The organism is Ectopseudomonas toyotomiensis, assembly GCF_017167985.1.
Classification (GTDB): domain Bacteria; phylum Pseudomonadota; class Gammaproteobacteria; order Pseudomonadales; family Pseudomonadaceae; genus Aquipseudomonas; species Aquipseudomonas toyotomiensis.
Window position 1 is genome coordinate 2,515,140 of the sequence record NZ_CP070505.1, and the last position, 12,747, is coordinate 2,527,886.

Here is a 12,747-nt window from a genome sequence, read left to right on the forward strand (position 1 = left end):
GCCCTCATGGCTACCACATGGTCAAAAGCCGCCAGGTAATCTGACAGACAATGTAATTAAGCCTCAGTGTGCTGACCGACTTGCGCACGTATTCCGTTTTCGAAAGTCATCAGCAGCTTCATTTTCTCAACGATCAGGCCAAGCACTTCCTCTTCATCAAAGTGATCCAGCACCCAGCTAAAACCCAGGATGCTGTTGTTCTTCCCCTCACTCCATACTTTGGTTTCGTTGCCCGTGAAGAGCTTTCGACCCTGCTCTTGCAGCGTTTCATCAACATCACACAGGTATACCCGTACCGATGGCATCATCGTGCTGTTGGCACCGCTCAGGTAGAGCACAACGTCAGACCACGTTTTCCAGTTGTCGGAGGCATAACGCAGTGCGGGGCCATTCTTCCAATTGTGCCGCCGGGTATAACGCGCATAGCCGGGCACCTCGGCATCGAGCTTGTCGAGCACCTTAGCGTCGAGGGCATCAATGACCTGATCCTTGAGGCGCGTCAGCTTGTTGATTTGATGCAGGTGCTCGATAACAAAGTTGACAGCTTTGGCGTCCATGGCCTTCTCCACAGTGATGTTTTCCAGGTGCAGCAGGAAATCGCGAGCAAACACCTGCCACTTATCTACAGGATGAGTCAGCATGCGCTGAGCCAGTTGCTGACGTGCAGCTTCAATAAATTGCGCATAACTCAGACCATGCCATGCGGCCCGCACGCTTTTGCCTGATGGTGAGAGCACGGCATAAAACAGCTGGCGTTCACCATCGTTGAGTTTGCTTTGAGCGAAGGCTTCATAGTCGGCAAAGGGGTTCACTTGTCCGTGGAAAATCTTGTTTTCCAAGAGCAGATCCCATCCATCACCGGGGAGCACCAGGTCGATACGGTTGCTGTTATGGGTGACCACCTCGCGCTGGGGCGCCGCTCGCAAACTAGGCGTCAGCATTGAGGTATTGGGCAGGCAATTCAGCAGCGCAGTGAGGAAGCACTCTTCCAGTCCATGCACCTGCGCTGGATTGAGGAAGAACGCCAGCAAATCCGTGGTGGGGTTTTCGTAATAGCCGCGCCCACCCAAGGCAAAAATGCTCGGCTCTCGCTCAGGCTGATAAAAGCGCTCGGCCTTCGCCAGCAGTGCGCGCAGTTGTTCCAAATCCATGGTGTAACTCCCTGATCGAGTGAGCGGGCAATCCGGTCACTTGGATTTCTTCTTTGCACTCAGGCGCTTTTCCAGACGTTCAAGCTCTGCCAGCTCTTGAGCATCGGCGGCCAAAGCCTCGGCGCTGCGGCGGTGTTGGTCAAACGTCTCATAACGCTCATGTGCCACCTGCTTCATCTGCTCGTGGCTGATGCTGCCGGCAGTGCGTAGCAGCGGTTGCTCGTTGAAGGCCATAAAGCTGTCGATGTATTGCCGCCAATCGGCGAGCATCAAGTGCTTACGCTGCTCGGCGCGCAGCTCGGCGAAGTCGAGGAACATGCCGACCAAGCGATTGAGCTGGTCTAGTTCCTCGGCATTCAGGTAGTTCTTGGCCACCACAACATCGGCCTTGCGCACCCAGTCGCCCTTGAAACTAAGCAGGTTCATATTGGGTGCGCTGGCATCGGCGCGCTGCACGATCAGCTCGGCGGCGGTATGGCCGGTAACGGCGAAGAACAGCTTGTTCTGCACTTCGGCAAACAAGCGGGCGGTGTCCTGCTCATTGGCGCGATAATCCTCGGCCATGGTGAAGAGGTCACGTACCTTCTGGTAGAAGCGCTTCTCCGAGGCTCGTATGTCACGGATGCGCTTGAGCAGCTCATCGAAGTAGTCCCAGCGGGGCTCCTTCAATCGGGCGTCGTCCATCACGAAGCCCTTCTGCAGGTACTCACCCAAGGTGCGGGTGGCCCACTGACGAAACTGGGTGCCACGCGTTGAGCGCACCCGGTAGCCCACGGCGATGATCATCGGCAGAGCGTAGTACGCTAGGTTGCGCCTGACTTGGCGCGAGCCCTCGGCTTGAACTGTCAAGTTTTCCTTGACGGTTGCCTCCTCTGACAACTCGCCCTCAGCGAGGACGTTCTGCACATGCAAGCTGATGTTCTGTTTGCTGGTTTGGTACAGCTCGGCCATTTCTAGTTGCGTCAGCCATACTTGGCCATCCAGTACGCGGAGCACTAGTTGAGCTTCGCCGTCGTCACTGGTGTAAAGGATCAGGTCATTAGCATCCATGTTATTGGCCTCTACCTCTTAGCGTTGAGCGCAGCATCTCTGATGCTCCGGGCATGGTCGGTCCATGCTCCTGCGCCAGTAAGCCGGTTTCGCTGCGGCTGAATAGGGCCTGCAAGACAATATCTCTCGATTCCTTGTCGATCTCTGCTTCGTTAGTGAGTGACAAATATAGGTAGGTTAGCTGCTCACGCTCTTCGGCATCGCGCATAAGGTGGAACGAACTAAAAGCCAGCCTCGACAATACCCTCAGCAAGAACGCATACACACCCGCAAGGGAACCGAAAAGGATAACCCCTTGTATCGTGTTGAGCTGAACGGGAGTCTCGCGGCCTTGCAGCCACGTGACAAAGATTTCTTGAAAATTGATCGCTGCGACGATAACCAAAGCAACAATAGCTAGCGTCCAAAGCCCGCCTTGTATTCCATACTTACGCGCCGATTTTGCCCAATATTCGGCAGGTTTTTTCAGTTTCAGCTTTTCTTCATAAGTGCTTTCAAGGGTCGTGACTTTCTCAGTCCATTCGGCTAATTGTCGTTCAAATGCATTGGATTGCGATTTTATCTTTCGGCGGCCTAATGCTTTTTGTACTTTAGCAAGTCTGCTGCTAGAAGCCCTATTCTGTGTATCCCAATCTGTAATTTCAGATTTCAGCTCGCCAAACTCAGTGAATAGTTTGTCTTGGGCGTCGGCGAACTGCGTGCGCAGATGCCCAAGAGACAATTTCTCACCATGGCGGCGCTTTATTATTTGAGAGTCCTGATTGGCAAATTCATAAGCATACATGTAGCCTTTGAAATGCTCGATATTGCTAATATTCTGTACGGATTTTCGAATCGAAAAGTCCAAGAATGCATTAGCTGTATTATCGCCATGTTCTTTGAGGCACTGGACGAATGGCTCAACAAAAGGATGACCACGCCAAAGCCAGTCTCGCTGTAATCGCTGAAAATAGCTTTGCTGAAGCTGCTGTAGTTGACGGCTTAGATCATCGTCGCTCCAAACCTCTATGTTGTCCTTCCAACCCTGAATCGTATCTGCCGCTCGGGTGAATACATCGCCTGCATTCAGATGTGTATGGTTAGCGCTATTTCTATCGGCCTGGACTATCTGTTTACGCTCCTTCCAAAAGCTTGCTTCTGCCTCACAGAACGTCAGAAAGGAACGCAAGCTTAGAAAATTCGTTACATACCCAGCGCAATCGGTCAGCCGAAAATTAATAGTGCGATCCTTCACATAGCCCCCTTGGCATCAACAGTGACTCTACGCTTGCCGGTAAGTAGCTGCTGCATCAGGGCTTTTTTCTCCTGCTTTAGGCAAGCGAGCTTCTGCTCTAGCGCAATAATCTGCTTGCTGGCGACATGCAGGATATCTGCAATCCGCTCTTGCTCCTCCAGAGAAGGCACCGGAACCTTAGTATTCATGAACTCACTAGGCTTGATGTTGAGCAGGCCATTGTTGCGAACACCAGTATTGACCAGCTGGCCAAGCTGAGGCTTCAGGTAGTCAGCCTCAAATAGATACTTGAAATAGCGGTGACTAAGACCCGGCTTTAGCTTAAAGCAGACATAAACATGAGGCACTAGGCCGGCGTCAAAAGAATCTAGATCAAATATGCAGCCAAATTCATAGGTCTTGGAGTTTCCTTTGTTGTAAGCAAACTCGCCACGCTTGAGCAGGATATAGCTCTCGACGCTCTTGCCAGCCATAAAGCGATTATATTTTTCATCCTGCCGAACAAATCCGCTGAGGGATGATATGGTAAGCACTGGGTGATCGCCGCCATCAGACTTTCTTTGAATGCGCTCTGCAATTTCGGATATACGCTTGAAGTCCTGCTCCCCATCTTCCTCAGCGCTTTCATGACTGCCAAGCAGCTGCTGCATCAAAGCCTTTTTCTGCTGCAGGCTGTTTTCCAGAAGTTGCTCGGCAGTAGCGATGGCCTGATCCCAAGTGGAGAGAATCTTGGCGATTTTTTCTTGCTCGTGATGGGGTGGTACGGCAATTTTTAGTTTTTTGAAATATGGCAGGCCAATAGTTTTTATGGTTGAGCCCACCGCCTGACGCTCAAACTCTGGTTTCATCATTTGTAGCCAGTTATATAGAAACCAGCTATTCATTTTTTGGCTATTGTCACAGCGCCATGCGATAAAATGCTGGCTGACTGCCATAGGGCTAGCCAGAATGGCACTTTTTCCAACACCCGCATCACGGGACAAAATTACGGTTCCTGCTGGGTGCAGAACAGCAGATGAGTTCTTGATGCCATCTTCTGAGATCTCCTTATCAGTATTAAAAATGAGTCCTTTGTCTAAATTAAAAGAGTCGGCAAGCGAAACCCATTTTATGCCCCCGTTCCAATAATTGGATTTCTCTTTGTTAGGCGTATGGCCACTGCCGCGAACAGTAAAATTATCGAGGAGGTCATACTTCCAGTCAGTAGGTATGTTGCTTTTTTGAGCGCTACGCACCATAGCCTAGCTCCTTTAAGTACACATCCATCTGCACTTCCAGCTCAGCCAGCTTCGCCTTCAGCTTCTCCCGCTCTTTGCGCACAAGCAGCAAGTCGACTGTTTCCTCTTCTTCAAAGGTATCCACATAGCGAGGGATATTTAGATTGTAATCGTTGTCGCGAATTTCCCGCAGGCTGGCACGGTGGCTGTACTTATCCGAGTTAATGCGGTGGCGATAAGTTATTAGGATGTTTTTGATCTGCTCATCCCCCAGCACGTTCTGGTTTTTACCTGACTTGAAGTCTCGGCTCGCGTCGATAAACAGTACGGTTTCATCGGTCTTGGCTTTGCTGAAGACCAAGATTGCAGCGGGGATGCCGGTGCCGTAGAAAAGCTTCTCCGGTAGGCCGATCACGGCATCCAGAAGGTTTTCCTCGATCAACTGCTGGCGAATCTTGCCTTCGCTGGAACCGCGGAACAGCACACCGTGAGGCACGATCACCGCCATGCGCCCGGTCTTGGCTTTCAGGGTTTCGATCATGTGCAGGATAAAGGCAAAGTCGCCTTTGGTTTTCGGCGGAATGCCGCGTTTGAAGCGCCCAAACTGATCGTGCTCGGCTTCGTCATGCCCCCACTTGTCCAGCGAGAACGGCGGGTTGGCGGTGACGATATCGAACTTCAACAGCTGGCCATTGGTATCGAGCAGCTTGGGGTTGCGCAGGGTGTCACCCCACTCAATCTTGTGGTTGTCCTCGCCGTGGAGAAACATATTCATCTTCGCCAGCGACCAGGTTGAGCCAATCGCCTCCTGGCCGTAGAGGGCGTATTGCTTGCTGCTGTGGTGCTCGCGCACCTTGCGCCCGCACTTCATCAGCAGCGAGGCCGAGCCGCAGGCCGGGTCGCAGATGCTGTCGCCCGGCTGCGGGTCGAGCAGCTCGGCGATCAGCTCGGAAACTTCCGGTGGGGTGTAGAACTCACCAGCTTTCTGCCCGCCGCTGGCAGCGAAGTTTTTGATCAGGTACTCGTAGGCGTTGCCGATCACGTCCAGGCTGCCGACGCGGGATGGTTTGAGGTCGAGCTCTTCACGGGCGAAGTCTTCGAGCAGGTGGCGCAGAATGGTGTTCTTCTGCTTCTCCTCGCCCAGCTTGTCGGTGTTGAAGGAGATGTCCTGGAATACGCTCTTGCCGGCATCCTTGAGCTTGGTGCCGTTGGCTTCCTCGATGGCATGCAGTGCCTGATCGATGCGCTCGCCATTGCCCGGCTCATGACGTCGATCGTAAAGGGCATAGAAGCTGGCATTACGCGGCAACACGAAGCGCTCGTTCTTGAGCATCTCCTCGATCAGTTCCGGCTCATCGCCGTATTCCATCCTGTAGCTGTCGTAGTGGTCCTGCCAGACATCGCTGATGTACTTGAGGAACAGCATGGTGAGGATGAAGTCTTTATAGGTGTCCGCACTGATGGTGCCGCGGAAGGTGTCGCAGGCAGCCCACAGCGCCTTGTTGATGTCGTCCTGGTTTACTTTGTCGGTCATGGATCAATCCTTAACTAGGTGCTGGTAAATGCCTTGCAGCATTTGCTCTCTGTTGGTTTGCAGGCGTGCGATCAGCTCATCCTCTTCGTCCCATAGCGCTTGCAGAGCAATCAGCTTCTGCTGAGTGGCGAGTGGCGGAAGGGGAATCCTCATATCCAGCAAGGACGCTTTGCTGATGGCCTGAATCGCACTGCCGCTGCGCTCAAGGCTTCGCTGGCTTTGAGGCAGGTTGATGAGCCAGCACAGGTATTCGGGTAAGACGTCCTGTTTTTTTGTGCTGACAATAAAGAACTGGCTGGTGGCAACAACCGGTTGCTGCCCTGTGAAGAGAGCAGCCTTGTTGTTATCGCCACGGGCGATCACCGCGATGTCGCCTGATTGGAGCAGCGGCGGTGAGGTGCGCGCATCCCAGCTGACGGCCGTTAGCGTGTCCGGCTCAATGGCCGAGCTTTGACGCAGATCCTTGATCTGCAGAACACGGATATCACCAGCAGGGTCATGCTCCAACGCGCCGCGGAAGGTGTATCCGGAACGGACATCGGCCACATCGCTCAATTTGAATGACGGGTTTGGCATAAGTAACTCTGGGTAGAAGCGCCATCCTTGGCGCAGGCGTTCATCAGGCTTCGCAGCGCTGATACTGATTTTGTAGCCACTGAGTTTTTTCGGCGTCCAGCCCAAACCAGGCGGCGTCTCCCTGCAGCCGGGTCACCAGCAGGCCGTCGTCAGCGTCCATTGCGGACCGGAGGTTATCTCTAACCTGGGCTGCAGACTGTTGCGTGGCGATGATCCAGGTGGACTCCAGGGCATGGCACCAAGTGCCATAGGCTTTGATGCGGTCATACAGGCCTTGGTAGTTACGCTGCTTACGCAGGTCATAGGCGATTTGGTACAGTTTCATAGCTTTAGCTCTCCTAACGGGTCAGTTATTGCAATCGCGGCAGGCTGCAACCTGCCGCACCTCATTTTTCTCTCCGTACAGCTCGTACTGAGATGATGGCGAGATCAATATCGCCTAGCTTGCCGTTGCTGTCAATTATTTTTATGCAGTAGGAGCTCTATGGAGTCGTGCTTGATTCAGTGGTACGCCCTCTTCTTTCTGCTCTTGCCGGCGCCTCATCTGACCTAGCCGTTAGCGTGCGGCCCGACTCCCGTCACCTTCGGCGAACTGACTCGGGTCACGAAAAGCAGCGCCTTCATACCCGCAAGCGCGCCGTCCTCATTTCCCAGTCTGGGATCTGACGAAATTTGCAGCATCTGCGTTAGCGCAGCGAAACATCGAGTTAACGTGTGCCTAGTAAGTAATCGGGAGCAGACGCTGATGAGATGGTTTTTCGTGGTGATGCTTTGCGGTGGTGCAGGTCTCTTGCTAAGCGCCCAATATCAAGTACCGCAATGGTCGCTTTGGCTGCTGCTTGCGCTGGGAACCACGATATGGGGCCTAGCCAAGTGGATGGAACGGCAGGAGGCCAAGACGGAGCGCAGCCATGATCGTGCACACTGACCCGGATTGGTCTGCATGGGATCTCCCAAGACTGCAGGCTTTGCAGCTTTCTGCTCGGCAAACACTGGTTGGCATTGCACCCTAACAGCGAGCTAGGTGGCGGGCGCTGGCAAGTCAGCAGCCCGGGTCTTTGAGTTCATGATCAGGAGATAGCGAGAATGACCCTTCCTTATGAAAGAACCCGCGCCATCATCAAAACCGAGGAGTTTCTGCGTGAGCTATCTCGTCATACGGGGTTACCGCAGGATATCCGCAGCTATGCGAAAAGCCTGCTCAGGCACTATCCCTCTACGGCCCAGGTTTTCTCGCTGGGACGCCTTGAGGAATGCCTGGTAAACGAAGCGCTTGAAGACGAATACCGACAACGAGTGATCGCCTTCCACCAGCCACTGCTCTGCTCTTCGCTGGATTCGACACAATAGCGATGCCCCGCTCCCACTCTGAACAGTCGGTATCTCACCTCGTCACGCAGCGTGTCAAGCGTCTGCGCAGGGGGAGGCCTTTCAGCATCAGGTGTCTTGCAGAGCTTGGTTCGAGCTCGGCCATCTCCAAGGCAGTCGCCCAACTGGTTCTCCGCGGTGAGCTTGTGCGAGTGTACCGTGGCATCTACATGCGGCCGAAAACCAGCCAATACACCGGCCGGGTTCGTCGTCCTGGGCCTTGGGACTTGCTGAGTGTGATTGCCAGGCAGAGCCGTTGGAAACTGCAGATTCACGGTGCTGATGCAGTGAGGCGATTCGGGCTAAGCACACAGATGCCGGTCATGCCTATCTATTACACCAGCGGCCCCAGTCGATCTCTGTTTATAGAGAAGGCCGAGATCAGGCTCGTGCATGCCGCTCCGGTGGTCATGCAGTGCGCAGGAACCAGGGTTGGAGTAGCTATCAGTGCCCTCTACTATCTCGGTAAAGATGGCGCTACTCAGGAGTGCATCGATGCGATTAAAGCAGCACTCCACCCCGGAGAGCTGGCCACCTTGTGGAACTGCAATATGCCCAAATGGATGCGCGTGGCGCTAGCTGAATGAGCCCTGTGCATCAGGTGGTGAGGCCGTCCGTGCGCGGTTTAAAGCCTGACTTCGTGGTTAGTTGGCAGTCAGCCACCTGATCTGACTGCCCGTGTTATCTGCTTTGAAGCGAGTCTGCGCCTTATTGCTGGCTCGCCTTGATCCGCGCTTTGCGGATGTAATTCACTGATACACCCAGCTGGCGTGCAAGCTCGGCGTCGGAAACGACACCAAACGCAGATGCAATTTCAGGTGTTATTTCTGGTAACGGACGTTTGTATGCCTGTATTCCAAGCTCGTGGCGTTTCTTTTTGACTGGAAAGTTACTGATATCCAGACGATCAGCGACCTCCATATCTGGCATCTGCCCGAGCATGGCAATGGCTTCATTGGTCCAGATTTCCTCAAGGGGTTTGAAGCGTTCGCGGGCAGTCTTGGGCTCCTGGATTCTCAGCTCACCTCGCTTTCGCTTGATGCGCTTGATGGAAACTCCGAATTCTTGTGCCAGTTGATAGTTCGTTCTTGTAGCGAGTTGCTCAATCAGCTCAGTCGGCAGCTCAATGTCTTCTGGGTGAAACTCAGGAATGCCAATTGAGTGGCGGTAGCGCCGGACACTGCTCGCTCCAAGGCCAAAGCGCCGCGCTACTTCGCGGTCGCTCATCTTTCCGATGCATGCCTTCCAATCACCCATATGCGTGCTCCTAAAACGAGATGTAGCCAGACAGTTTTGCCTGACCTCGTATTCAGAGTGCGGTCGGACTACCCTGATTTTCAGGTTGATGCAGTCGGGATTTGATATCGCTCCATTTCTTCGGCGTGTACGGCGCCCTTCTGATTACGGGTTCAGCGAAGCCCATTTGCTAGCTAAACCCGCGCATGCGCGGAAATTTCAGTGCTTTCTTTGATGGCATCGTTGCAGTGTGTTCGGCGATTTTCCGCGCATGCGCGGAATTAGCAAAAGCGGCCGTTGGCAAAGAGGTCAGTCACCACCTCAATTAGCGAACAAAAAATTTCGTCACAGTCCAATTCTCTCCCCTTAATGGGGGCTCGCGCCTCGCATTGTCTAGTAGTCATATCACTAGAGAGAGGCGTCATGTTGACGATCAAATTACGCGACATCCAAGGAGTGCATCCCGAATTTTCTCGTATTGAGCGAGATCTGGATCTAGCTCCTGTAGGGGTTCCAGATGAGGCACTGATCCCCAAGGCTATGGCCGTGCGCATCAATATGCTCTACCCGTTGGTCGTCAGTAGGCCGGATGCGCTCTGTATCGGCCAGACGACGCTGTATCGATGGCTAAAAACATATATGGATCCAGAAACGCCGGTGCAGTGCATTGAATGGTCGAGGGGGCGAATCAAGGATTGCGCCTACCAACTCGTGCTGATTGAGCGCCTAGTTGCGCCTGCCCTGGCTCAGATTACGCCACAGCAGGTACGCGATTTATATGCGCATATAGAATCTGCAGCGGAGCAGTGGCCTCACGAATATCGCAGCCACGCCCATCTATCTCGGCTGGTCGGAGTAAAACCGCTTAAGGGCTGTGGGGGTGAGAAATGAGCAAGCGTGAAATTCTGCTTAACCTCGCCTCGGAGCAGGGGCAGTCACCTCGAGTTATCGGCGAAATCCTCAATCTGCTTGGTGCTCATCCTGAGCTCATTGACTTGCCACGTGCGATTGATCAGCTCCTACGAGTGCTCCGCGCATGCAGTGTTGGCCTGCCCATTGGTCTTGATAGCGCTGATGACGTCGTTTTGCATGAGGCCTGCAGATGGCTCATTTCCCTATCCCGCCAACCAAATGTCCGAGAACGTCTAGGCGAGCAATTTTGGCTAGGAAATAAAGGGTCGGCGAACAATCCTGTTCTACATAAAGGGGTAAAAACATTCGGATTTCCATACGCCACGTTCCTGCACATATTCAGAGACCACGAAAACAAACAGAACTATGAGCGACTTCTTGCACAGTTGCTCGTCGCATCTCAGAAAACCGCTACTAATCGCTTGCTAGACCAGCGCTATGATGTTTACAAGGCCATCGGCAATCTATGCAAGCTGCAAACCGTCTCAATCGCTTTCGAACTAAATATTTGGGGGAGTACTGAGGAGTTCGTGGCGAGTTGCAGAGGTTTTTTACCTAGTAAGTCAAGGTCAGAGAATTCCGATAGTTTTGCTGCTATCGCCAGATTTGTTCGTTACTGCAACGGCGAGTTGCCACGCGTGGGTGGTGGCGGAGGCGGTCATAGAGGCAAGCGTAAAAAGCAGAGTGTGCCTGAGCTGAACCACTACATCAGTGAGGATACTCGAGGTTTTGTGCTGGGGGATCCCGATGATCCTGATCAGTTACCAGGTCATTACGACGTCATCGTTGGGCATACCGATACTGCTGGGGGTGATCTGGCGCCCGGAGAAATGAGTCCAGCAACCGAAATTTGGGTACTGGACGATGAGGGCTGTGAACGGCCATATGTTGCCGATCTGCTAGGCCAACAAAATGTTGAGGCGCATATTGTCCGTAGCCGACAGTTCCTGCCATTTTCATATAACCAGCTCACGCTGATGGAGTTGCGGAATTTATTGTTTGGTGCCAGCGACCTATTCCACTCGTATCTGCAAGAGCTTTCCTACACAAAAGACCCAACTCCGATCCAGCTCCGAATGGAGGCGATTGTTGCTCTGCATATCAGTCTGTGGTTGGGGCAGTCGACGACGCAGATTATCCAGTTATCCATCGTTGATGATGAGACAGATGACGCCGATGGTCTGGCATTGATCCTAGGGGATTCGGCGCAGTTCAGTATGGTAGTTAAGCGCCCAGATTTGGCTGGCGACGATCGTTGGCAGGCCTCTTCTGGTGTCCGACTATCGTTGCTGCGAATTCTATTGCCCGATCTAGCTGGTAGTGCCCAGTTGGTAAAGCAACTGATCAGGACATTTCCTCACTCAGCCAACCAGGTATTCACTTATCAAACTGAGCAGCTGGACGCCGAGATCAGGGCACTGCTGCTGGAATTGGGTGGGGGGGATCGACGCTATACGCGAGCCAAATTGCGCAGTTATTTGTTCCACCAGATAGTCGCTGATACTCAGGATGTAGCAGCAGCATCCATGCTGTCTGGCGTTGAAATCCCCTCGGCGCAAACCCCGCGCTATTACCTGCAGCTCGATGCCTGTCACCTTCGCAAAATTTACACCACCTCACTGGTAAGAGTGCTGACGCAGGTTTATGCCTGTGCTGGTCTCGCATATGAATATGTCGACCTAAATCCAGACCAACAGGGTGGGGTGGGTGCAACTCATTGCCTGCTGCCTGCAACCATTGCGAGCAATATCAGTGCAATGGCCAGGGTCTTGAGAAGGAAAGCGAACGGGCGTCTCAGCGAGATGGTCGCTTGGCACAACTGTTTCACCCTCTGGACAGTGCAGATGTTTATGTTGGTCACGTCCTGTAGGGCAATCCGCAACCCTCTGATGCTCATCGACGAGTTTGATTCTGTGTTGGGCATGGGTGCGCTGTCAGACAAGGACTCTGACGATCGTCATATGAGTCGACTGATTTGCATGCCGCCGATGTTGAGGCGGCAAATAACAAGCTACTTCGCGCATTGCGCGTCTATCAGCCGACAATTGATTGGTTATCTGCCACAGGATGAGGAGGATCATCAGTGGTCGCGGGGATTTTTCCTGCAGATTAGCCAGGCTGGAGTGCGCCGGGCTGAGATTACCCCGGGCAATATCTACGACCAGATGGGGCTGGTATCTGGTTACACCACGCATCGGGTCAATGCCCACCGGAAATTCATCCGCACGGAACTCACGGAGCGGGGCTGTCCTTCAGAAGCGCTGGCTGCGTTCATGGGGCACTGGCTCAGGGGTGAGGAGCCTCAGGACGCCTATTCGACGTTCTGCCCTGCGGTATACGCCAAGGTTCTAGATGAGTGGATTACCCCACTACTCAGGGAGCTTGGCTGGTCGGCTCTAAGCAGCCAGTGGGTGACAGAATGAATCTGCCCCGTCTAAACGATCAACAGGGCAGTGTTATCTGGTCGGC

The 12,747-nt window shown here is 53.4% G+C and carries 12 protein-coding genes; 4 read left to right on the forward strand and 8 right to left on the reverse strand.

Translation table 11 applies throughout. The features are described from left to right. Positions 1-56 precede the first annotated feature (56 nt). The 7 genes from JWV26_RS11580 to JWV26_RS11610 are packed head-to-tail and all read right to left on the reverse strand — an operon-like array spanning position 57 to position 7,087. Positions 57-1,151: a PD-(D/E)XK nuclease family protein gene (locus JWV26_RS11580; RefSeq protein ID WP_206419107.1), complete on the reverse strand. Its 1,095-nt coding sequence runs from the start codon at positions 1,149-1,151 to the stop codon at positions 57-59. A gap of 36 nt (positions 1,152-1,187) precedes the next feature. Continuing rightward, entirely contained in the window at positions 1,188-2,201 is a 1,014-nt protein-coding gene (locus JWV26_RS11585; RefSeq protein ID WP_206419108.1) for a virulence RhuM family protein, read from the reverse strand. 1 nt (position 2,202) lies between these two features. After that, positions 2,203-3,435 (reverse strand): DUF6161 domain-containing protein, encoded by a 1,233-nt coding sequence (locus JWV26_RS11590; RefSeq protein WP_206419109.1) that lies wholly within the window; start codon positions 3,433-3,435, stop codon positions 2,203-2,205. Further along, positions 3,432-4,673 (reverse strand): restriction endonuclease subunit S, encoded by a 1,242-nt coding sequence (locus JWV26_RS11595; RefSeq protein WP_206419110.1) that lies wholly within the window; start codon positions 4,671-4,673, stop codon positions 3,432-3,434. Before JWV26_RS11595 ends, JWV26_RS11590 begins: the two co-directional genes overlap by 4 nt. Next, the gene (locus JWV26_RS11600) at positions 4,663-6,186 is read right to left on the reverse strand and encodes a type I restriction-modification system subunit M (RefSeq protein ID WP_206419111.1); all 1,524 of its coding nucleotides are present in this window, start codon (positions 6,184-6,186) and stop codon (positions 4,663-4,665) included. The genes JWV26_RS11595 and JWV26_RS11600 overlap by 11 nt, the downstream gene beginning before the upstream one ends. A gap of 3 nt (positions 6,187-6,189) precedes the next feature. Further along, positions 6,190-6,867, reverse strand: coding sequence for a restriction endonuclease subunit S (locus JWV26_RS11605; protein ID WP_241201293.1), 678 nt, complete (start codon positions 6,865-6,867; stop codon positions 6,190-6,192). Next, positions 6,806-7,087, reverse strand: coding sequence for a hypothetical protein (locus JWV26_RS11610; protein ID WP_003084165.1), 282 nt, complete (start codon positions 7,085-7,087; stop codon positions 6,806-6,808). The genes JWV26_RS11605 and JWV26_RS11610 overlap by 62 nt, the downstream gene beginning before the upstream one ends. Positions 7,088-7,848: 761 nt before the next feature. Here JWV26_RS11610 and JWV26_RS11615 point away from each other — a divergent pair. Both JWV26_RS11615 and JWV26_RS11620 read left to right on the forward strand, forming a co-directional pair. Then, positions 7,849-8,112, forward strand: coding sequence for a BPSL0761 family protein (locus JWV26_RS11615; protein ID WP_003084177.1), 264 nt, complete (start codon positions 7,849-7,851; stop codon positions 8,110-8,112). 2 nt (positions 8,113-8,114) lie between these two features. Continuing rightward, a complete protein-coding gene (locus JWV26_RS11620; RefSeq protein ID WP_206419112.1) occupies positions 8,115-8,717 on the forward strand; it encodes a DUF6088 family protein in 603 nt (200 codons plus the stop codon). A 121-nt stretch (positions 8,718-8,838) separates the two neighbouring features. Here the strand turns inward: JWV26_RS11620 and JWV26_RS11625 are convergent, their stop codons facing one another. Then, entirely contained in the window at positions 8,839-9,387 is a 549-nt protein-coding gene (locus JWV26_RS11625) for a hypothetical protein (RefSeq protein ID WP_206419113.1), read from the reverse strand. A 402-nt stretch (positions 9,388-9,789) separates the two neighbouring features. Between JWV26_RS11625 and JWV26_RS11630 the strand changes: the two genes are divergently transcribed. Both JWV26_RS11630 and JWV26_RS24365 read left to right on the forward strand, forming a co-directional pair. Then, positions 9,790-10,257 (forward strand): hypothetical protein, encoded by a 468-nt coding sequence (locus tag JWV26_RS11630; RefSeq protein WP_003291356.1) that lies wholly within the window; start codon positions 9,790-9,792, stop codon positions 10,255-10,257. Next, entirely contained in the window at positions 10,254-12,701 is a 2,448-nt protein-coding gene (locus tag JWV26_RS24365; protein WP_241201294.1) for a hypothetical protein, read from the forward strand. Before JWV26_RS11630 ends, JWV26_RS24365 begins: the two co-directional genes overlap by 4 nt. Positions 12,702-12,747: the final 46 nt, after the last annotated feature.